The following is a 22,574-nucleotide window of genomic DNA, read 5'->3' as shown; positions in this document are numbered from 1 at the left end:
TGACAGATAACACACAGCTTCTATAGGGCTTAGGCGCTTGGCGTGATACACTAGCACGGTATTGCCTCCGCTTTTTTCGACGACGATCGCTTTTATGATAAGCGATTGATAGCGAATGGCCTTTTGTTTTTTATAGCGTTACGCTTAACACTTTATTAGAAATTTTCTCAAAAGCTACCTTTCAAAACTATGTCAGGCGCTTTGCCATATATAAATCTGCTATGAATAATAATGCTATGACTACCCATTTACCACCGAATCAATCACGACAGACTGATTCATCAGCACAAGAGTCACCGATGCCAAATGACGTTTTAAATAATAGTGAATTACCTGACAATAATCAGTCGATGCTTGATGAGCAAAGCCATAGCGATCATGTTTTAGAAGACGCTGTGTCAGAAGAAGCTACGTTAAAAGATAGTGATGTGCTTGACGACGATATGATAGATAGCAGCGATGAAGATGCTGACGACATTGATGATAGCGACGATGATAAAGCGTCAGCCGCCGGTCAAGTGGTGCCAGTAATTATTAATATGACGCATACGGTTATAGAAGACGAAGCTGGTTTACGTATTGATAAATTGGCTTCAAAAATATTTACCGATTTCTCACGTGTTCAATTACAAGGTTGGATCAGTGATGGCAGCCTGCTGTATAACGGTGGCGTGCAAAAACCGAAAATTCGTGTCAGAGCGGGTGATGTGCTGCAGTTAACCACCACATTAGAGCAGCATAGTGAAGATCAACCAGAAAACATAGACATCGATGTGGTCTATGAAGATGATGACGTATTGGTCATCAATAAACCTGTTGGCATGGTAGTGCATCCTGGTGCGGGCAACCAAACCGGCACCTTGGTCAATGCACTGCTGTATCACTATCCGCAGCAGCACCATCTGCCGCGTGCAGGTCTGGTGCACCGTATTGATAAAGATACCTCAGGGCTATTGTTGATTGGTAAAACCAAGCCAGCACAGCTTGCGCTGATGGAGCAACTAAAGGACAAGTCGGTCTATCGTCACTATCAATGTGTGGTAGCAGGGGATGCAGCGAGTCTATCGCGCCATCGCCGTATTGACGCCCCAATCGGTCGTCACCGTAATCAGCGTACTAAAATGACGGTAATGACGGCAGGACGCGAAGCTGTGACTCATTTACTGAATGTGACCGCGCTTAATGGCAATTATTGCCTGTTGGATGTAGGTCTTGAAACGGGACGCACTCACCAAATTCGTGTGCATTTAAGTCATGTGACTTATCCGATAGTGGGTGATCGTGTCTACGGTGGTCGTCGTCAACTGCGGGCAGGACTGACAGAAGCCCAGCGTCAAGCGATTAATAATTTTCCACGTCAAGCCTTGCATGCTTATACACTGGGTTTCGTACATCCAACGACTGGTGAAGATATTGAAGTCGCCACACCACTGCCTGAAGATATGCAGCAGTTGATGGCTGTGCTAAGTGATGGCTATGATGACGAGTAGACCGCTCCTTGCAGACGAGAGCGTAAAGTCGCTTGTAAAAAACAGAGCTTAGTAGTAAATAGCGATCCGTGACATAAAAATGACTCATTAAGACGGTAAATCAGCCATGACTCATCAGTTTCCTATGACATTGCTTGCACAGATTGATGATGTGGCTGTTTTTCAAACAGCGGCCTTTTCAAGCGATGATGTTGACTCACAAGACCAGCCTACAGAACAGCTAGTACGACAGCAACGTCAAGCGAATTACGGTGAGCTAAATTTAGGTTTGCATGTCAATGACGATGCTGCAAAAGTACTGAGCAATCGCATGCGTTTATTATCTGCCATCAATGAGCAGCTTGCACCCTTATCGTTGACTGCCTGCCAACAGGTACCCATCAAACGCTTACACTGGGTTAACCAAGTTCACGGTAAGCAAATTCATGATGTTGATGGCACGGCGCTAGGTATGACGCCAATATCTGCTGACGCGATGGTCAGTCGGCAACAAGGGCTTGGGCTTGCGATAATGACGGCTGACTGCGTGCCGATAGTTTTATATCAGCCAGCTAGTGGTCAAATAGCAGCAATTCACGCGGGTTGGCAAGGTCTGGCTTGCGGGGTTATTCAAGCGACTGTGCATTGTTTTACGCAATCGGGACAAATCAAAGCTTGGATTGGTGTTTGTATCAGTCAAGACAGCTATGAAGTTGGCGCTCAAGTTCGCAATCAATTATTGAAAGGTTGCACAGAAAATAAGTTATTGAACACAGCAAGTATTGAACATTTTGATTCGTTATATGTCATAGATTCTGTGGCTACTATTAAAGGCGATAGCAATACTCAAGATGTACAGGATACGGTTGATAAGCTGTCAAGCTGTGACAAAGTTGACGCAATGAAAATCAAGCTAAACTTACCAAAGTTGGCAGCGGATCAGCTTAGTGCGGCGGGCGTTATAGTAGATGACACCTTATCTAGCAGCTGTAGTTATACTGATGACCACTATTATTCTTATCGGCGTCAAACGCATTTGCAGCAGCCTGCTACAGGTCGAATGGCGCTGGTCATTGTACGTGTCGCTGCGTAGGATTACGCTATTTGCTGTTGCGCGCGATTAACTGTTGAACTTATATTGTTTTTATTTAACCATTTATAGCCATTATTAGAGTTTGTATGAATACACCTGCCAAATCGTCCATTACTGATAGCATACCGACTGTAGCTATTGCTGTTATTTATCATAGCAACTACGGTCATACCAAGCGCGTCGCTGAAGCGATCGTTAAAGGGGCGCGCCAGCAATTGCCAGCAGCACAGGCCAAAGCCGTTGATGTCCACAAGGTTGACTGGGATTATTTGGATCAGGCGGATTTGCTGGTTTTCGGTAGTGCCGTATATATGGGTAGTGTCACTGCTGAATTTAAGACTTTTATGGATGAAACCTCAAAGCGCTGGTATCATCGTAAATGGGAAGGCAAGTGGGCAGCCGCTTTTGCCAACTCTGGTGGACTGAGCGGTGATAAGCTGGCGGTATTACAGCAGATTTCTTTGTATGCGATGCAGCATGGCATGAACTGGATTGGATTACCGCTGATGCCGACAGGTCATGAGGCTCATGATTTAAACCGTTTATCTAGCTTTTTGGGATTGATGACCCAGTCGCTTGATGGTCCCCCTGAGGAAACGCCAGGACGTGGGGATATTGATACAGCTATTTGGTTCGGCGATCATTTGGCTAAGACAATTATCAAGCATCAGCCAGCGGCGCGCCCTTGAAATGAATGGCTATTGAATCATTTAAGGTAATTTATTAAACATTAAAGGCAGATATCAAACCGATATCTGCCTTTTTTTTGCTTATTCTATGAGTGTGATGGCACTATTTTTGATTTTTTGTACTGGTATTATTTTGAATCTGCACGGTGGTGGCAGGCGTATTTTTGACCAAGATGCTATTGGTAGGGGTGGTATTCACAGGGATAGGGCTGTCGACAAATTGAAATGATTGGCAGCCTGTCAGTAACAGGACTGATGTAAGTATATAAGCAAGGATTGGTAACTTCATAGTGGTGTCTCAGGCGGCGATCGGCAACGTGGAAATAGCGCCTATCATAAACAAAATATAGTGCGGTGCAATAGTTTGTTTCGTAGCATTATAAAAATCTGACTGGTAAAAAAAGCGAGTGCTAACTTAAGTCTATGTATCTATTATGTACAACTAAAATCGATGATGACAAAAAATGAAGCGCATATATGACAATTATCTATAATGATAGGTTTTTTGTAAAAGATATGCGCCCAAAAAATAGAACTTTAGTTACTGATTTTAAAGATATTATTCAAATAGCTTATTATTATAATATAAAAAAATATATTACGTTATCAAAAACTGATAATGATAATGCAGTTCTTTACGTTTTGTAAAAATTTGAGACCAATACGTTACTCCTCAAGTAATAGTAGCGAAATAGTCTTACATTAGTAGAGTGAGTAGACATCATTTAGTAACTATGCTTAGTAACCACGCTTATGAAATTACTTTTACCACGCTACTGTATTAAGCATTTACTGGATGGTTTGCTACTTCAGTTAATGGACTATCAATTGAGGATAACAAGTCGTCACTCATTAAGGCTTGCTCAATACTAAATGTTTCATCTCAATCATTCATCCTAATAATAATTACAACACCCTAGGTGCCAGCTATATGAGGATATTATGAAGCCACTTTCTGTGATGTTATCGATGCTCGTCATTGGTATGACCTCTAGCGCTGCGATGGCTGAAGGCGCAAGCGTCGTCAATACCAGCCTAGCCAATGCTAGCTTGCCTAATGCCAGTTTACCTAATATTAGTCCAGCCAATAGCGAGCTTGTCAATCGCGGTGCTTACATTGCCAGTGCGGCTGATTGCATGGCATGTCATGGCGAAGACTATACTGGCGGTACAGCGATCGAAACGCCGATGGGAGATATCTATTCAACCAATATCACCCCGTCTAAACGTTATGGTATCGGTAATTATACCGAAACAGACCTAAAGAACGCGTTGCAAAAAGGTCGTACGCCAAGCCATATGCTTTACCCTGCCATGCCATATCCTTCTTATAGCGGCATGAAAGAAGAAGATATCAGTGCGTTGTTTGCTTATCTGCAAACCGTACCTACTGTAGATGAAGCACCAGAATATAAAACTGACCTGCCATTTCCCTTTAACATTCGCAGCTTAATGATTGGCTGGAATTTTCTCAATGTCCCGTCTACTGAAAGCCGTGATGGTCTCACCGAGATGCAGCAACGTGGTGAATATATTGTCAATAACTTAGAGCACTGCGGTACTTGCCATACCCCGCGTAATAGCACTATGGGTTTCGATAAAAAAATGTATCTATCAGGTGCTCAGCTTGGTCATTGGCATGCACCAAATATCACGCCTGACGAGTCGAGCGGTATCGGTAGTTGGAGTGAACAAGATATCGTCACTTATCTGCGTACTGGTGAGCTTGACCAGCGTGCCTATGCGGGTGGTCCTATGGGCGAGGCGGTTGCACATAGTACGCGCTACTTAAAAAATGAAGATTTGAATGCCATTGCTTCTTATCTAAAAGCGGTGCCTGCTATCCAAACAGATGATAAAGTCGCAGCCGTTGATGTCTCGCGTTTGCCAACACCCATTAGCGAATCTATCACTCATGATTTACTGGCGCAAAAAAATTATTTAGCCCAAGCCAAAGCGCAGGTGAGTAATGGCAGCAATTCACCAGAATCGCTATATTTGGCAGCCTGTGGTAGCTGTCACGGCGTTGACGGTTATGGTCAGCCTGATGCGCGTTACGCTCCTATCGTTGGACTCAGCAGTATTCGCCGTGAGAAACCTGATGCGCTGGTCAATATGATCCTTCATGGGGTAGAAGGCGCGACTAACACGTCACCTATCATGCCAGGGTTCTCAGATGAGCTAAATAGCGAGCAAATCGCTGGTATTACCAATTATGTGCGTGTGAATTTTGGTGGTCTCAACAGTAGTGAGGTGAGTGCTAATGATGTTGATCGTATCGCAACGACAGGTACTGATAAGCCTTTTTTAATAAAATATGCGGGCTTACTGGCAGTAATCGGCATCATCGTGGCCATTATTATCATTGTGTTTATTATACGAGCAATCTTGCGGTCTAGGCGCCGTCGTTAATTCATTGATTCTATAAAGACGATTTACATATTTATTATAGGACAAGATCTACAGGCAACCTGGTAAGGCACAACAGCTCGAAAAACAGACGTAGAACTAAGTCGAGTTGATTAATAATATATATGCCTACCGTCTTGCAGGAACGTCTACTTTAAGGACATTATTATGAAAGACATGCTTCAATCACCAACGCGGCGCCAACTGCTCTCGATGATTGGTAAAACAGCGGGCGCGACTGCGATGTATCAGGCGATGACGACATTAGGATTTGCGTCAGAGTCGAGTTTTAAAGAGACCATGGATCTCAAAGGTGCACCTCCTGGCGCTAGTATTGTCATTCTTGGTGCGGGTCTTGGCGGGCTGACCGCGGCTTATGAGTTACGTAAAGCAGGCTACGATGTCAAAGTGCTCGAATATCAAAATCGTGGCGGCGGGCGTAGCTGGACGCTCAATAGCGGTGATAAATATACTGAGCTTGGCGGCGAAGAAGTCACCTGCGATTTTGAAGAGGGCAATTACTTTAATGGTGGACCGTGGCGTCTGCCAAGCCATCATTATGCCGTCTTCCATTATTGCAAACAGTTCGGCGTTGAGATGCAGCCCTTTATTCAAACCAATGATCGTGCTTATTTGCATCGCAGTACTCATTTCGACGGCGTGCCGCAGCGTTTGGGTGATGTGAAAAACGATATCCAAGGTCATGTTGCGGAGCTGCTATCGAAATCAGTTAACGTCGGTGGTCTTGATCGCTCGGTCAATACTGAGGACAAAGAAAAGCTATTAGAAGGTTTAAAAGGCTGGGGGGTGCTAGATAAAGATTATCGTTACCGCGCCAGTAATGAGACCAGTAAACATCGCGGCTTTAGTGTGTTTCCAGGTGGTGGCTTGATGCCTGATGCGACACCATCAAAACCTTTGCCGATTAGTGAGATACTAGATTCAGGTATGTGGGCAGATATTTATGGCAACCATATGATTTATGGTCATCAACCAACGATGTTTCAGCCAGTGGGTGGTATGGGGAAAATTGGTGATGCGTTCACCCGTGAATGCCGCGATATGATTGAGTTTAATGCAAAGGTCACTAAAATTCATCAAGATGACAGTGGCGTAACGGTCGATTATGTAGACAGCAACAGCCCAGATGGTGCCACCAAGACCATTCGTGCAGACTGGTGCGTGTGCAATATTCCATTAACTGTATTAACGCAGATGGATATCAATGTCTCAAAGCCAATGAAGCAGGCGATGGCCGCCGTGCCTTATGAAACCTCTTATAAAGTTGGTCTAGAGTTCAACCGCCGCTTTTGGGAAGAAGATGAATGGATATTTGGTGGTCTGACTTATACCGACATGCCCATTGCTCAGATTGCCTACCCGTCACAAAATATGTTTAAAGATGGTACGGGCGTGCTACTCGGTGCATATGGTTATGGTCCGACGTCTTATAAGTTTAATACCTTAACGCCGCAAGAACGTATTAATGTTGCGCTTGCTTATGGTAAATACATCCATCCTCAGTATCCAAAAGAATTCCGCGCAGGGACATCAGTTGTCTGGCACCGCATCCCATGGACGCTCGGCTGTTACGGTATTTGGAATGAGTCGACTCGTCGTCAGCATTACGATACCTTGTGCAGTATTGATAATCGTATTGTGCTGGCGGGCGAGCATTGTTCACATATTCCAGCATGGCAAGAAGGCGCTATTTTATCTGGTATGGATGCCGCAAAGCGCCTACATAAAAAAGCAAAAATGCTGGTTTAATAACGCTTGGGTTATATAAATAACAATAAGATTCAGAGGCTATCATGGACAATGCAATTGTGAAGAAGGCAATCGTGGAGAAAGCAATCTTGAAGAGAAAAGTCATGAAAAACATGACACTCAAACTGCTGACGGTGATGCTGCTGAGTGGGATCAGCAGTGCAGCACTGTTGGGCTGTAGTCAACAGTCAGATGATGAAGTGACGGTTTCCAGTGTACAAGATCAGGATTCCTTAACAACCAATGACTATCAAGCAAGCCGAAATACGGGTGCATGGGGCGGCGTTTATATGAGCCGTGAGGAGCTTACTGCACCTGCTATCAATATTGTAGACGACAGCTCATTGCCCAATATGGAAGACGACCCAAGTATTACTGAATGGGACGCAAAGTTTGAAGGCACAAATGGCTTTGTAACGACAGATGGCAAAAAGCTGTATCACGACTCTTGTGCGGCTTGTCATATGCACAAAGGCGAGGGTGCTTACGGTGCAGGCTATTATCCGCCACTGGCGAATAACAGTAAGATGCAATCAAAATATTACATCATCGATATCTTGATTAATGGCTTTCGTGGCATGCCCTCATTCCATGGAATGATGAACGATGCGCAGATGGCGGCGGTTACTCAATATGTGGTCAGTGACCTAAATGGTTTTACCGATACCGTTACCGCTGACGACGTGGCAAAACTGCGGCATCCCAATCCATCAGCGGGTGATCCGAGTGATGATTAATCGTGTTTACTACTTTAGTCAATAATTGTCCAATACATGCTAGTCACAAAATGATTTAACCGTGCTTCGCAATATAAAAAAGCGCCTAATTATTTATTAGGCGCTTTTTTATGAGCAAGACTTTATGAATTAAGAAAGATAATGATAAATATGGTTTATTTAGGGCTAGATGACCAAATTGGTGAGCGAGCAATGCCTTGTACAGGTATGTCAAACGATTGACCACTACTCAAAGATTTAATTGTTAATTTACCTTTGCCGCCTTGTTTTGAAGCATAAATTACATTTCTGCCACTGGGTGAAAAGCTTGGTGCTTCATCGATACCGGTATTGCCCAAGTTAGTAGTAACAGCGCCGCCACTATTCATGATCGCCGCTGAGCGACCACTTAAAAAGGCAATTTGTGAGCCATCGTTACTAAATTGCGGGCTAGTGGCATAACCGCTACTTGATACCTTAGTCGTACGTCCTGAACCAAACTCATAACGATAAATCTGTGGTTTGTTAAATCCAGTTTTGTCTGATACAAAAACAAAGGATTTGCCATCAGGCGCATAACTTGGTTGCACTTCGCTGCTTGGCCAATTGATAAGCCTTCTAGGTTGACCACCACTGGCACTCATCTCATAAATACCTGCGCTACCTTCAAAGCTACTAGAGAATAATATCTTGCTGCCATCAGGAGAGAATGATGGACTGAGATTGCTGCCAGGGAAGGGCGTTAACGGGGTTGCACCGCCACCGCTCACACTTTGTACATAAATAACGGGATAAGATTTATCGCGTTGTACGGAATAAGCAATGCGATTGCCATCTGGCGACCATGTTGGTGAAAAGATAGAACCGGTTACTTCAGTAATGGTTTTGGCATTTTCGCCATCGGCATCCATCACTTTTAAACGTGAGACTTTTTCTTTACCAGCACCAGTCTCTTCAATATAAGCAATACGTCCTGAAAAGTCACCTGGCGTACCAGTAATCAATGCGTAGATTTTATTGGCAATGACGTGTCCAGCACGACGCATACTGTCAGGATCTTTATTTGTTGTCGAGGTTTGCTTACCCTCAAGAATTCGCCCCGATTTGACATCAATCACTTCATAATCTGTGATAATTTTACCTCGGTTGGTACGCGTGCTACCGATTACTAAGTACGGAATACCTAAATTTTGCCATACTGGCAAAGTACCCGCCAGCTCGCTACTACTGCGTGGCTGCTGCGGTAGGTTTTGGCTAGTAATTTTTAGACCTTCTTTGCTTAAGTCGTTGACGATAATCGGCGATAATACAGAATCACCAGCAAATGGCACAAAGGCGACTTGGTTTTGTTGTCTTGGCGCGGTAACAGTCATATCGAGCACCATTGATTCAGCGGCATAAGCAGGCACTGATAACAAGGGAGTGATTAACAACAGGCTTGAAGTGGCACGAAGGATAGAATGTGTAGATAGCTTCATGAAGTAATATCCTAAAATAGAAATAATTGGTTCATCATACAGGCTTAATTATTATTTATAGTGAGATTAACTGTACAACGTTAGGTGTTTTTTATTGAACGTTAATTTTAATTATCAAGTCTTTAAAGTTTTCAGGTTTATTTAAGTCAATCGGTAACGGACTAGCAGATAAGGCTGCTCTTTTTACTACTTGATTTACAGCAGGATTTGCACCTTGAGCCTTAACAGATAACACATTGCCTTTTTCATCCAACTTAAAGTATAAAATAACAGCCGATCCTTGAGTAGCAGCTGGTAAAGTGATATTACGACTAATTTTGTCTAAAATAGCGGTTATCACATTACTTTCAACAGCTTTTGAGAGGTTATTATTAGGGCGTGTCCTCAATTCAATCGACAGTTATCTAAATGGGTTAAAAATGGCTAAATCTTGCCAAACGGCGTCAAATAGCTGACTAATATCTCGATATTATCTGCGCTATTTTCCTTGTTTGACTGCAATTTATCTCATTTTTATCGCCATTTTTAAAATGAGGACACGCCTTAGTAACATTAATTTTAATTACCAAGTCTCTAAAGCTGTCAGGTTTATTTAAGTCAATCGGTAACGGACTAGCAGATAAGGCTGCTCTTTTTACTGCTCGGTTTACAATGATATTTGAACCTTGAGCCTTAACAGATAACACATTACCTTTTTCATCCAACTTAAAGTATAAAGTAGTTGTTGATTCTGGGGTAGCAGTGGGTAGAGTAATATTACGTTTAATTTTTTCTAATATAGCTGTTGTTACATGACTCTCATTACTTAAATCATTTTTTCTAGTAGTAATAGCGGCAAACAAGGCTTTTTGATCCATAAACTTATTTTGGACATTATGGCTTTCTGGTAATGTGCCAGCGACAGAGTAGCTAGATAGTATAGAGAAAGATAGCAATAGCAGCAAAGTTGAGGTATTACGTAATATATGACACTTGCTTAAACTCATAAACCAGAACCTTAAGATAGTAGAAAATCATTAATGATATAAGATTAGAGGCTATACAAAATCAATTAATAGTAACGTTGATTGTCAAATTTGTAAAACTTTCAGGATTGTCTAAATCAATTGGCAATGGGCTAGCAGCGCGTGCAGCTTGTTCAACTGCTTGGTTGACGACAGCATTTGGACCATTAGCCTTTGCATATTTCACGTTGCCTTTGGTATCTAATTTGAGCGACAATGACGTGGTTAGACCCTGTGTTTCGATTGGGGTATCAAGTTTGCTTTGTATTTTACTTAATATAGCACTTTTGAACTCACCAGTAGAACGAGAGGTACTGCCACTACCACCATTAGATGTTGTTGAGTTGCCGTCTGCTTCTAGATCATATCTCTGACCTGCGCTACCAGAATTACCTGTATTAATCTTTAAATTTTTATCAGTCGCAGTCGGGCGTGGAATATGAGGCGGATTATTTTGTTTATGACGGAAATCGCCCAGCTGATTTTGTTCTTCTATCAGCTTTTCATTTTTGTTTTGCTCCACCTGACTATGCTCTTCTGTCACCGACTCATCTAATTGTGCTGCAAACTCAGCCATATTGCGCTCGTATTCTTGATTTTGCTCAAGCAGACGCTGATTTTGTTCCTCGCTCATCAGCATTGGCTGACTGGCACTATCGCTAAAGCTTTCTGATGATGAGGTACTCGGTGCACTGCTTGTGCTAGTTTCAGCTTGCATCGCGCTAGCTGCCGCTGCACGATTGGCAAGGATTTGACCTTGCATTTCAGCCAATTGCTCAGGGGAGACCATGACCGTCTCAATACTTTCCACAGTGTCGGTTTTAGTGTGTTGATAAGTATAAACGAGTATCCCAATCACCAGACCATGTGCCAGCACGCTAAGTAGCGTAGGCAATGTTAGCCCATTGCCTTCAGGTTGGGTCGGTACATAAACGACAGGGGCATTATGCATGTTAAAGATACTCAAGGACGAGGTTCATCAAATTATCTACTTTATTATAGCAAGCTGAGCGAGGAATAGGATTTATTACAATGATGGTGTGGGCAAGGGTGCGCCTGTTAATAATCCCACCTTTTGAATGCCCGCTTGTTGTAAGGTGGCCATGAGTGTCATGATAGCGCCATATTGATTGTTTTGATCGGCATTAATCATCACTTGTACGGGCTGAGCGCCTACATTGCTGCTTTGGCTTTGCAGATTGGCGAGCGTATCAATCAATTCTGGTTCACTAATCGGCAGATCAACATTATTCTCATAGCTGATAAAAATATCGCCACTATCGGTCAAGGACACAATGACGGGTAGTTGGCTTTGGCTCATGGTATTGGTTTGCTCTTTTGGCAAGTCAACATCGACGCCCGTAATCAGCATGGGCGCTGTGACCATAAATATGACGAGCAGCACCAACATCACATCGATATAAGGAACGACATTCATCTCCGCATTGAGCGCTTTTCTTTCACGGCGATAGGGACTCTGTTTCATGATTTCATAGTCCTTGTGCCTGATTGGCCGTAGATGTCGTTTCTCTCGTAGCGACATTGTCTCTACCAACGTCTCTATCAACAGTGCTTTCTGCACTGGTCTCGCGCTGGAGCATGCCCGTCATTTCATCGCAAAATAAAGCACGTGAATCGTACAAGCGACTAGATTTGGCGGTAAAGTGGTTATACGCCAGTACGGCAGGAATCGCTGCAAACAAGCCCATAGCGGTTGCGATTAGTGCTTCGGCAATACCAGGTGCGACAGAGGCGAGGGTTGCTTGTTCCGTTTGTGACAACCCTAAAAAGGCGTTCATGATGCCCCAAACTGTACCGAACAATCCAACATAAGGCGCGACTGAGCCAATGCTCGCTAGCGTAGTCAGTCCTGATTCTAATAGTTGCTGCTGACGTCCTAAACCGACTCGTAGCTTTCGCTCAACACCATCGATGATGTCATCTTTGGGTTGGCGCTTTTTATGCATTCTTAAGTATTCAGAAAATCCCACATAAAATATTTGCTCAAGTCCTTGGCGTTCAGGCGAGCCTTGCACGCCTTGGTAAAGCTTGGCTAAGTCTTCACCTGACCAAAACCAAGTTTCAAACTGTTGATCGAAATTTTTGGCCGTACCAAGCCGCGCGCTCATACGAAAGATAATTACCCAGCTGACTAAAGACGCCAATAACAATAATGCCATCACAATCTGCACCAAGAGACTGGCTTGGGTAATAAGGTCGATAATATTTAATGATTCAGGCATGTATGGGACTCATGGATAATTAATAATAGCTGGTATGGCGCGACACGCAGACCAGATAGGATCTTTAATAATGAAAATATAATATGACAGTCATGATGCATATTGCTATCAGCCGCCTAGTGTACTGCTAAATGTCGAAAAGGTCATTTGTTAAAGTGTTAAATACCAAATAATTAACAGCTGTTTGTAGAATTCATAGTATAAGGTTAATTTATATGCGGATGTCTGAAATATTGTCTGGCTGTTATGTCTCAATTGACTGAAAAGGTGGGTTTGTACCCATAAGGCACTGGTAATGATTGAATTTTTACCGCAACTTCTCTAAAATGTTGCACCTTGTTACCGCTGTCTTTTGATAATGACGTCGCCATCCATTGGCTGACGTCATATTTATTTTAGGCATCAATAAATTTGTTCTTTCACTAGCAAGCTGGGCGCGACACTTATGAATGCAATTGAACGCTATTTTGGGATTAATGGTGAAAACACCACAGTCAAAACGGAAATCCTTGCCGGTATAACCACCTTTTTGACCATGGCTTATATCATCTTTGTCAACCCCAACGTATTGGCGGAAGCTGGTATGGATAAAGGGGCGGTATTTGTTGCTACCTGTTTAGCAGCGGCAATAGGCTGCTTTATTATGGGTATTTATGCCAGACTGCCGGTGGCACTCGCACCAGGTATGGGTTTGAACGCCTTTTTTACCTACGGCGTTGTATTGGGTATGGGCTACGCTTGGCAAACTGCGCTAGGTGCTGTTTTCTTATCGGGTTGCTTGTTTATCATTTTGAGTTTATTCAAGATTCGCGAATGGGTTATCAATGCCATTCCAAACAGCCTTAAGCAAGGTATTGTGGCAGGTATTGGTGCTTTCTTAGCATTTATTGCGCTACAGAGCTCAGGTATCATTGTCGGTCGTGATGCGACATTGGTGATGCTTGGTGACATGACCTCATTTGCACCTATGATGGCTGCTTTGGGTTTCTTTATTATTATTGGTTTGGTCTATAAAAAAGTCCCAGGTGCCGTGACGATTGGTATCTTGGTTATCACCGTGATTAGCTTGTTGACAGGCCATACACAGTTTGCTGGCATCATGTCTGCGCCGCCATCTATCACACCAACATTGATGGAGCTTGATATTGCCGGTGCGTTTGACGTTGGTATGATCAGCGTTATTTTTGCCTTCTTATTCGTCGATTTATTTGATACGACAGGTAGTTTGGTTGGTATTGCCAATAAAGCGGGTTTGATTGATAAAGACGGCAATATTCCTAATATGGACAAAGCGTTACTGGCGGATTCTACCGCTACGGTCGCTGGTGCAATGTTGGGTACGTCATCGACCACCAGTTATATTGAGAGTGCTTCTGGAGTGGCATCAGGTGGTCGTACAGGTCTGATGGCAGTGACGGTTGGCGTATTGTTTGTACTGAGTATTTTCTTTGCACCATTGGCTGGTATGATTCCTGCTTACGCCACAGCTGGCGCGATTTTCTATGTGTCGGTACTGATGTTATTTACCCTGAAAGAAATCAACTGGGAAGATTTGACAGAAGCGGCTCCTGTAGCGGTTGTTCTGTTATTGACTCCGCTGACGTACTCTATCGCTGATGGTATTGCGCTTGGTTTTATCACCTTTACCGCGGTAAAACTGATGACCGGTAAATTCTCCGAAATTACGATCCCAGTTTGGGTATTGACCGTTATTTTGCTGACCAAGTTGGTGGTTTTATAAGTTTTACTAGGATGCAGTGAGCGTTCGATATTACTTTACTGCTTTTGAGTTTTGTTACATTAAATTCCTCTTTATTCGGAAACGATAAAGGGGTTTTTTTGATTTAAAATGGCTCAAATTTCCCTAAATATATTCAAGTGTTTGATTTAATAAAACAATTAATCGCCAATAGTAAATAGAAAAGTATAACCAGTGCGTCATAAGGGATAAAGTGCTGTTAACTGATTGTTTTTTAGAAATATATTAATTTGTGAAAATAAGCAATATCGTTAGTTTGAAATTTTTTTTCATGATATTATAGCCGAGTTAAGCGCATCACCTCAATCAACGCCGTAGAGGTTTTTCTTACAGTGAATTAGCAGCACCCAAGATGGCAGATTTTTTTGCTAAAGCGATTTTTTCGTTTTAATAGCGATATCTGATCATCACACTCCTTTCACTACAAACAAGAAGAAGGCACTAATGCCGCTTAGCTGTTCGTTGTTGCCTTTGTATTGTTAACGTAGCCCGTTTAACAGTCGAACGACCTACTTAACCGCTTCCAGCCTACGCTGGATTTTCTCGTTTTGTGATGGCGCCGTTTGGACTTTTGATTATTGTTATAAGTATCTATCGATAGCCATCATCTAAATGAATGATGGTGATGGCTAGTTATACCAGACGATCAGACTTCCTAAAGCACTATTTATGATGGTTTTTAAACGATAGTTATGGAGTTGTTATGAACCCAGTAGACCAGTTTACCCCGCAAGAGCCGATTTTGTTTAATCCTGTCGATTTGCTATCGCCAGATTATATTGACCAGTCGGCAGAAACTCTGCACGCCCGTATTTCGCCGTTGTATAGCGTCGATGAAGAGCGCTGGTTGTCCAAATTATTGCCACTTGCTAAACCCAGCACAGAAGAACGTGACGCCGCTGCTGAGCAAACGCGCCAGCTGGTTGAGCATGTACGTAATGATGGCAAAGCGGTCAAGATGGTCGACTCGTTATTGCTTGAGTATAGTCTTGATACCCAAGAAGGTATCTTGCTGATGAGCTTGGCAGAAGCCTTGATTCGAGTGCCAGACAATTATACTGCTGATGCCTTGATTCATGACAAAATGAGTGTGGCTGATTGGAAAAAGCACATCAAAAATGACAACGGTTTTATGGTCAATGCCTCAACATGGGGCATGATGATGACAGGCCGTGTCGTCAGTATTGACAGTAGCACCACAGCGTCAGGCTTTTTGGATCGCATGACTAAAAAGATGGGCGAGCCTGTTATTCGTAGTGCCATGCAAAAAGCCATGCGTATCATGGGTCATCAGTTTGTATTGGGCGAGACCATCGAAGACGCCAATAAAAACAGCCAACCTTATCGTAATAAAGGCTATACCTATTCGTTTGATATGCTTGGTGAAGCGGCTATTGCGCATAAAGACGCTGAAAAATACTTCAATGACTACCTGCATGCGATCAGAGCCACTGCCAGTATCAAAGTCAAAGAAGGCATGCCTAAGCCATCAGTATCTATCAAGCTGTCAGCATTGCACCCTCGCTATGAAGCCACGCAAGAAGCCCAAGTCATGGGTTTATTGCGTCAACGCTGCTTGCTGCTCATTGAAGCGGCACGTGAAGTCAATGTGGATCTTAGTATCGATGCCGAAGAAGCCGACCGCCTTGAAATTTCTTTGAAACTGTTTGAGTCTTTGTACCGTGACAATTTGACGGCTGACTGGGATGGTCTTGGCTTGGTCGTGCAAGGTTATTCTAAGCGCGCCATCGCTATTTTAGTGTGGTTGGCTCGTCTATCGACTGAGGTGGGAGACCGTATTCCAGTACGTCTGGTAAAGGGTGCCTATTGGGATACTGAGATCAAGCTTGCCCAGCAAAAAGGTCTGTCAGGCTATCCTGTCTGGACACGCAAAGAAGGCACGGATACTGCTTATCTTGCCTGTGCGCGTTTCTTATTGTCAGATCATCTGCGCGGCTTGATTTGGCCACAGTTTGCGACACACAATGCGCACACCCTAGCGTCAATTATGACCATGAGTAAGCATAGAGAGTTTGAGTTTCAGCGTTTGCATGGTATGGGCGATGCGCTTTATGATCATATCTTACAAGCCTATAAAATTCCGGTACGTATCTATGCCCCAGTTGGCGCGCATAAAGACTTGCTGCCGTACTTGGTACGTCGTTTGTTAGAGAACGGTGCCAACAGCTCGTTTGTCCATCAGCTACTAGACAAGTCTTATCCGATTGAAAAGCTGACAGTACATCCTTATGACAAGCTGCTGGCCAATGCGACGTTACACAATCCAGAGATTCCGTTGCCGTTAGAGATTTATGGTGCGCGTCGTGCCAGTTTTGGCTCTAATATATTCGTAGAGTCACAATGGCTGCCCTTTAAATCTGCTATCGATAGCCATTTGCATAAAACTTGGTCAGCGACGTCCATCGTCAATGGCAAAGCAGTTGATGAATATGAAGTAGAGGGCGTAACGCATAAGCTTGCGGCTCAAACCGTACGTGCACCTTGGAACCACGAAGTAAGTGCTGGTGAAGTCACTTATGCCAATGCTGAAATAGCTGGTCAAGCGATCGATGCGGCAGTGGCAGGGCAACGTGTCTGGCAAGCAGTATCAGCTGCTAAGCGTGCTGAAATATTGCGTAAGATAGCTGATCTCTATGAAGAAAACTACGCTGAGCTAATGGCGCTATGCCAAATCGAAGCGGGAAAAACCCTTCAAGACGGTATTGATGAAATCAAAGAAGCGGTTGATTTCTGCCGTTTCTATGCTGATGAAGCAGAGCGTTTAGACGATGTCGTGCATGAATTTACCGATTTGGCTGGCAAGCAATCTCGTCAAGTTTATAAAGCACGTGGCACCTTTGTCTGTATTAGCCCATGGAACTTCCCATTGGCTATCTATACTGGCCAAATCGTAGCGGCGCTAGCAGCAGGTAATACGGTGGTGGCGAAACCTGCCGAACAAACCAGCTTGATTGCTCATTTTGGTGCTCAGCTAATGTACCAAGCAGGCGTACCAACACAAGCCTTACAGTTAGTGATCGGTGCTGGCGATGTTGGTGGTGCATTGACAGCGGCTGACAATATAGCAGGTGTGATATTTACGGGTTCAACCCAAACGGCTCAACGTATTAACCAAAGCCTAAATGATCATGCCCAAGCCAGTGGTGAGCTACCTGTCTTTATCGCCGAAACTGGTGGTCAGAATGCTATGATTGTTGATTCAACGGCATTGCCAGAACAAGTGGTTAGAGACGCTGTCTTATCTGCATTTGGTTCAGCAGGTCAGCGTTGCTCAGCTTGTCGTATATTGTGCGTGCAAGAAGAAATGGCCGATAATTTAATTGAGCTATTACAAGGTAATATGGCTGAGCTATCGGTCGGCAATCCTTTATATGCTGCTACAGATGTGGGTCCAGTGATTGATGCGGATGCCAAACGTAGTCTTGAAGCTCATATCGAGCGTATGGACGCTGAGCCAACGGCGACTATCTTGGCACAGACGCCAATGAGCTCAAGCTCAGTTGTCAGTCAAGAACAGTCTACCTTTGTATTGCCAACCGCGATCGAAGTGAAAAGTATCGACGTGATCGGTGGCGAGCATTTTGGTCCAATTTTGCACGTACTGCGTTATCAAGCACGTGATCTGAATAAGCTGATTGATGCCATCAACGCGACAGGCTTTGGTTTGACCTTGGGTATTCATAGCCGTATCGAAAATACCGTTGAGCACATCGAGCGCCGTGCGTTTGTAGGTAATACTTATATTAACCGCAACCAAATCGGTGCCGTCGTAAACGTACAACCATTCGGTGGTTGTGGTCTGTCTGGTACGGGTCCTAAAGCTGGTGGCCCGCATTATGTCGCACGTTTGATGCAGCTTAGCTCAGAGTCAAATAGCGGCAACCAGACAACTGCTAATACTATTACCCAAACCACCACTCAAACAGAACTCGCATAAGGAGTAGCAACATGGCGACTGAATTCAAAAAAAATCATGCCCAGGTTTGTGAATCTTGGCGATTACTTGGCGCAGTGAATCGCGCAACATATCTGCAAGCGGCTATTCCAAAGTTGGCGCTGCTGACTGGTGATGCCAATAAAGCAAAGCGTTTGTTCAATCATCTATTGAGCGCCGCGCCTAGCTTGGATGAGGTGCATCGTATGACTGGTGCAACTGGTGAGTCCAACGATCTATATGTCACTGGTCGTGGTAAGACGATGGTTGTTGGTGGTGAATCTGCTAGAGCCATGGCGGTATTGGGACAGCTGGTAGCCGCACTATTGACAGGTAATGAAGTCATTCTGCATTGCCCAAGCCAAGATGAGATGTGCAATGAAGCTGCCAAGATATTATACGATACAGGTATCAGCGAAGATGTATTGAGTGTGGCGAATGACTCGCAAACCGTCACGCTTTTATATATCGATCGTCTGGCACAGGTTGCAGTCTCTGGCAATCGAAGCGAAGTGCAGACTATCAGTCAAGAGCTTGCCAATACAGACGGTATCTTAACGCAAGTCATTAGCGTCACCGATATGGAAGGCTTATCAGAGATGCTAACGCCTGATTATTTGCATCGTTTTGTCACTGAGCGTGTCAAAACAATCAATACCACAGCGATCGGTGGTAATGCTAGCTTGCTTGAACTTGGTACAGAATAACCGTATTAATTACAAACCCGCTTGGCTCTTATATCCGTTTTGATAAGTGCTAAGCAGTGTTTGGTATAGCTATAAATACCGAATACGATTTATAAGAAAAAACCGCTATCTGAGTAATTGTCGGATAGCGGTTTTTTTATTTGCGTTATTTGATTAATGTCTGATTAATAGATGTTATTCAGCAATATCAATCCACACCCAGCCGTTCTCTAGCCATTCGCTCAAATCATCTGCATCAACATCGGTGACATCTTGACTATTTAGGTGTTCGCCATTAGCCAAACGCACCAATACCGCTACTGTGTTCTCGTCAAGCCCGTCAATGCGCTGACCATTGGCATATAGCACAATGCCATCATTAGTCTGGCTATAGAGCAAACGATTGCTATAATCCGCTTGCAAGGTGGCACCTTCTGCAAGAGCTTGCATGAGCTCATCCGTATCCAATGTATCCTCTGGCATCAGCGCATCATACTGGCGTTTGCTGACGACTTCAGAAACTGCTTGACGAATGATATCATCACCACGCTCAGACTGTAGCATTTGTAATAGCTGATCTTTGATCGCATTGATGCTGCTCGCTTGCAATTCACCTGACGCTTGCAGCGCTTGTGGCAGCAGCATTGGGATAAATAAATCGCTGTCGTTGGTGGCAATATCAGCCAAGCTGTCGATGATTTGCATCAAGTTGGGACGACGGCAGCCAAAAGAAAAGGTTAGGCAATCGTCTTGTGCCACACCAAAATGAGACAATTTTGGTGGCACATACAGCACATCACCCGCTTCTAAAATCTCATCAAAGATAATCTCACCCATATCATCAAAGAGGCGAATCGGCTCATCAGCGACAAACTCGGTATTTTTATCACAGAATTTGCCCAGTTGCCAACGTCTAGTGCCGTAGCCTTGCGCAAGAAACACATCATAATCGTCATAGTGTTTGCCGACTGAGCCACCTTTTGGCGCATAAGAAACCATGATGTCATCACGTTGCCATTGTGGAATAAAGTCAAAGGCTTGCCACAATTGACCGAGCTCAGGCGACCACTGTTCCATATTCTGCACCAGTACGGTCCATTGCTCAGGTAGGCTATCGAAATCAGCTTCAGTCAATGGGCTTTTTTTAAGTTGCCACTGCGCCTGACCTTCTTTTTTACTTGCTGCTTGAGTCAGCAGGCGCGCTGCGGCATCTTCTTCTAGGGCTAGACCGAGCATGTCGTCAGGTTCAAACATGCCAATTAGCTGTGGTAAGCCTTGTTTAATTAAGAGTGGCTTTTTTTGCCAGTATTCGCTTAAAAATTGCTCAGGCGTGATAGAGTCGGGTAAACAAAGCGGTATAGAAGTCATGGGTAGATCCGTGTGTTTAAGTAGAAAGGATATCAAAGTAGACAGAATATAAAACTAGAACAGTGCTTTATAGCTGACGTGTATTGGTTTATGATTAACGTCTAGCTGATGGTCAAAATATAGCCATCAGTGCCTCTCATTATCCGTAGGAAATTTATGAAAAAATTACAGTTTATCGTCATCATCGCCAGTATGTTTATGCTGCAAGCTTGTGTGCATAAAATCGTCACTGTACCTGTAAAAGTCGCCTACAAAACCACTAAAGGCGTCGTTAAAGGTACTGTTGCTGTTACCAAAGCGATTATACCGGGTGATAGCAGTGATAAAAAAGATGAAGACGATAAAGAATAAAACCTCACCCATTAACTATGTATTTAAAAAAATCATAGTGTTTCGAGTAAGGTTTTTTTAAAAGATATAAATGAATGCTCGTTTATATCTTTTTTACATTTTATAAAGATAAGATTGTTACCAGTTAAATCTTAGCAATCCACTCTTTAATCGTGCGCGCTTGCTCCGCTGCATTACCGATATAAGTGGCTGGTGTCATCTCACGTAGGCGCGCTTTATCCGCATCGCTCACCGCAGATAGCTCATCACTTTCAACGAATGTTAGCATGGCTTCGCGAGTCATAGCATTACCACGAGTCAGAGCTTTAAGCTTCTCATACGGGTTTTCAACACGGTAGCGGCGCATGACGGTTTGAATCGGCTCTGCCAATACTTCTTGTGCATTATCCAAATCGCCGTTTAAGCGCTGGGCATTCAATTCAAGTTTGCTGACACCTTTTAAACAAGCATCATAAGCAATCATACTTTGCGCCAGACCAACACCGATATTACGAAGTACGGTAGAGTCTGATAAATCGCGCTGCATACGTGAAATTGGCAGTTTTTCACCCAAATGAGCCAGCATGGCATTAGCAACGCCCAAGTTACCTTCTGAGTTTTCAAAATCAATCGGGTTCACTTTATGCGGCATGGTAGAAGAACCGACTTCGCCATCTTTTAGGCGCTGTTTAAAATAGCCTAAGCTAATGTATTGCCAAATATCACGGTTAAAATCGATTAAGATAGTATTAAAACGTTTGACAGCATCAAATAGCTCAGCGATATAATCATGCGGCTCAATTTGCGTGGTATAAGGGTTAAAAGTCAGCTCAAGACTTTCATCAATGAAGCGTTCTGCATGTGCTTGCCAATCGACGTCAGGGTATGAGGCGTAATGAGCGTTATAGTTACCAACCGCGCCATTAATTTTACCTAACAGCTCTACTTGATTCACTTGCTTAATTTGACGGGCTAGGCGATAAGCGACGTTTGCCATTTCTTTGCCTAGCGTCGTTGGGCTAGCGGTTTGACCATGGGTGCGTGATAGCATGGGTTGGTCAGCATGAGCAATCGCCAAATCAACGATGCTATCAGTCAATTGCTGCATTTTCGCAACCACAACCTCGCGGCTGTCTTTTAGCATTAACGCATAAGACAAGTTGTTGATATCTTCACTAGTACACGCAAAATGAATAAATTCTAATGAATCCTCAAGCGTTGCCTGACCACGGAACTTGTCTTTGATAAAGTACTCAACGGCTTTTACATCATGATTGGTCGTCGCTTCGATGTCTTTGATGGCTTGGGCATCTGCTTCACTAAAGTCATCAACGATACTGTTTAAAAAGGCATTGGTATCGGTATCAAATGCTGCCAATTCACCAATCGCATTGTTATCAGCCAATGACTGTAACCAGCGAATCTCGACAGTGACGCGGGCTTTAATGAGACCAAATTCAGATAAATAAGGACGCAAGCTGTCAGCTTTGGAGGCGTAACGACCATCGATTGGGGAGAGTGCGGTAAGTAAATTCATAATAATGCCTTTAAATTAAAAAAGTAAAAGTGATGAAAACTGTGAAATCCCACAAATGAACACATCAT

The 22,574-nt window shown here is 43.6% G+C and carries 19 protein-coding genes; 10 read left to right on the top strand and 9 right to left on the bottom strand.

The annotated features are described in order from the left end of the window. Nucleotides 1-236: 236 nt before the first annotated feature. The 3 genes from ACP69U_RS02070 to ACP69U_RS02060 all read left to right on the top strand — a co-directional run bounded on the left by ACP69U_RS02070 (nt 237) and on the right by ACP69U_RS02060 (nt 3,251). On the top strand, nt 237-1,490 hold the full coding sequence (locus ACP69U_RS02070; RefSeq protein WP_426137664.1) for an RluA family pseudouridine synthase: 1,254 nt from the start codon (nt 237-239) through the stop codon (nt 1,488-1,490). Nucleotides 1,491-1,596: 106 nt separating this feature from the next. After that, the gene (locus ACP69U_RS02065) at nt 1,597-2,562 is read left to right on the top strand and encodes a polyphenol oxidase family protein (RefSeq protein WP_426137663.1); all 966 of its coding nucleotides are present in this window, start codon (nt 1,597-1,599) and stop codon (nt 2,560-2,562) included. An 86-nt stretch (nt 2,563-2,648) separates the two neighbouring features. After that, nucleotides 2,649-3,251, top strand: a complete 603-nt coding sequence (locus ACP69U_RS02060) for a flavodoxin family protein (RefSeq protein WP_426137662.1) — start codon at nt 2,649-2,651, stop codon at nt 3,249-3,251. A gap of 103 nt (nt 3,252-3,354) precedes the next feature. Here the strand turns inward: ACP69U_RS02060 and ACP69U_RS02055 are convergent, their stop codons facing one another. Continuing rightward, nucleotides 3,355-3,540, bottom strand: coding sequence for a hypothetical protein (locus tag ACP69U_RS02055; RefSeq protein ID WP_426137661.1), 186 nt, complete (start codon nt 3,538-3,540; stop codon nt 3,355-3,357). 653 nt (nt 3,541-4,193) lie between these two features. On the opposite strand from ACP69U_RS02055, the gene ACP69U_RS02050 reads away from it, so the two are divergent. From ACP69U_RS02050 to ACP69U_RS02040, 3 genes are all read left to right on the top strand, one after another. Continuing rightward, the gene (locus ACP69U_RS02050) at nt 4,194-5,663 is read left to right on the top strand and encodes a c-type cytochrome (protein ID WP_426137660.1); all 1,470 of its coding nucleotides are present in this window, start codon (nt 4,194-4,196) and stop codon (nt 5,661-5,663) included. 165 nt (nt 5,664-5,828) lie between these two features. Then, entirely contained in the window at nt 5,829-7,430 is a 1,602-nt protein-coding gene (locus ACP69U_RS02045; protein ID WP_426137659.1) for a flavin monoamine oxidase family protein, read from the top strand. A gap of 104 nt (nt 7,431-7,534) precedes the next feature. After that, nucleotides 7,535-8,167, top strand: coding sequence for a c-type cytochrome (locus ACP69U_RS02040; RefSeq protein ID WP_426137658.1), 633 nt, complete (start codon nt 7,535-7,537; stop codon nt 8,165-8,167). 155 nt (nt 8,168-8,322) lie between these two features. Here the strand turns inward: ACP69U_RS02040 and ACP69U_RS02035 are convergent, their stop codons facing one another. The 6 genes from ACP69U_RS02035 to tolQ form a co-directional block, all read right to left on the bottom strand. Then, nucleotides 8,323-9,624, bottom strand: a complete 1,302-nt coding sequence (locus tag ACP69U_RS02035; RefSeq protein ID WP_426137657.1) for a translocation protein TolB — start codon at nt 9,622-9,624, stop codon at nt 8,323-8,325. Nucleotides 9,625-9,715: 91 nt separating this feature from the next. After that, nucleotides 9,716-9,964, bottom strand: a complete 249-nt coding sequence (locus ACP69U_RS02030) for a hypothetical protein (protein WP_426137656.1) — start codon at nt 9,962-9,964, stop codon at nt 9,716-9,718. A 115-nt stretch (nt 9,965-10,079) separates the two neighbouring features. Next, nucleotides 10,080-10,610: a hypothetical protein gene (locus ACP69U_RS02025; RefSeq protein WP_426137655.1), complete on the bottom strand. Its 531-nt coding sequence runs from the start codon at nt 10,608-10,610 to the stop codon at nt 10,080-10,082. A 61-nt stretch (nt 10,611-10,671) separates the two neighbouring features. Next, nucleotides 10,672-11,580 (bottom strand): energy transducer TonB, encoded by a 909-nt coding sequence (locus tag ACP69U_RS02020; RefSeq protein ID WP_426137654.1) that lies wholly within the window; start codon nt 11,578-11,580, stop codon nt 10,672-10,674. Between the two features lie 75 nt (nt 11,581-11,655). After that, nucleotides 11,656-12,114 (bottom strand): protein TolR, encoded by a 459-nt coding sequence (tolR, locus tag ACP69U_RS02015; RefSeq protein ID WP_426137653.1) that lies wholly within the window; start codon nt 12,112-12,114, stop codon nt 11,656-11,658. A 4-nt stretch (nt 12,115-12,118) separates the two neighbouring features. Beyond that, the gene (gene tolQ / locus ACP69U_RS02010; RefSeq protein ID WP_426137652.1) at nt 12,119-12,871 is read right to left on the bottom strand and encodes a protein TolQ; all 753 of its coding nucleotides are present in this window, start codon (nt 12,869-12,871) and stop codon (nt 12,119-12,121) included. A gap of 445 nt (nt 12,872-13,316) precedes the next feature. Here tolQ and ACP69U_RS02005 point away from each other — a divergent pair, with 445 nt between their 5' ends. The 3 genes from ACP69U_RS02005 (at nt 13,317) to ACP69U_RS01995 (ending at nt 19,292) form a co-directional block, all read left to right on the top strand. Beyond that, on the top strand, nt 13,317-14,612 hold the full coding sequence (locus tag ACP69U_RS02005) for an NCS2 family permease (protein WP_055124161.1): 1,296 nt from the start codon (nt 13,317-13,319) through the stop codon (nt 14,610-14,612). Between the two features lie 721 nt (nt 14,613-15,333). After that, nucleotides 15,334-18,588: a bifunctional proline dehydrogenase/L-glutamate gamma-semialdehyde dehydrogenase PutA gene (gene putA, locus ACP69U_RS02000; RefSeq protein ID WP_426137651.1), complete on the top strand. Its 3,255-nt coding sequence runs from the start codon at nt 15,334-15,336 to the stop codon at nt 18,586-18,588. An 11-nt stretch (nt 18,589-18,599) separates the two neighbouring features. After that, entirely contained in the window at nt 18,600-19,292 is a 693-nt protein-coding gene (locus tag ACP69U_RS01995) for a 1-pyrroline-5-carboxylate dehydrogenase (RefSeq protein ID WP_201601569.1), read from the top strand. A gap of 174 nt (nt 19,293-19,466) precedes the next feature. On the opposite strand, the gene ACP69U_RS01990 is transcribed toward ACP69U_RS01995, so the two are convergent. After that, nucleotides 19,467-20,639 (bottom strand): JmjC domain-containing protein, encoded by a 1,173-nt coding sequence (locus ACP69U_RS01990; protein WP_426137650.1) that lies wholly within the window; start codon nt 20,637-20,639, stop codon nt 19,467-19,469. A 156-nt stretch (nt 20,640-20,795) separates the two neighbouring features. Between ACP69U_RS01990 and ACP69U_RS01985 the strand changes: the two genes are divergently transcribed. Further along, nucleotides 20,796-20,990 (top strand): NF038104 family lipoprotein, encoded by a 195-nt coding sequence (locus ACP69U_RS01985; protein ID WP_109591335.1) that lies wholly within the window; start codon nt 20,796-20,798, stop codon nt 20,988-20,990. A gap of 124 nt (nt 20,991-21,114) precedes the next feature. Here the strand turns inward: ACP69U_RS01985 and purB are convergent, their stop codons facing one another. Continuing rightward, nucleotides 21,115-22,506 carry an adenylosuccinate lyase gene (purB, locus tag ACP69U_RS01980; RefSeq protein ID WP_426137649.1) on the bottom strand — a complete coding sequence of 464 codons (1,392 nt, stop codon included), beginning with the start codon at nt 22,504-22,506 and terminating at the stop codon, nt 21,115-21,117. Nucleotides 22,507-22,574 lie beyond the last annotated feature (68 nt).

It is taken from the genome of Psychrobacter sp. TWR1-1-1 (assembly GCF_049895865.1).
GTDB lineage: Bacteria > Pseudomonadota > Gammaproteobacteria > Pseudomonadales > Moraxellaceae > Psychrobacter > Psychrobacter immobilis_A.
Note: the sequence above shows the minus strand (reverse complement) of the source record. Positions and strands in the feature narration are given on the sequence as shown.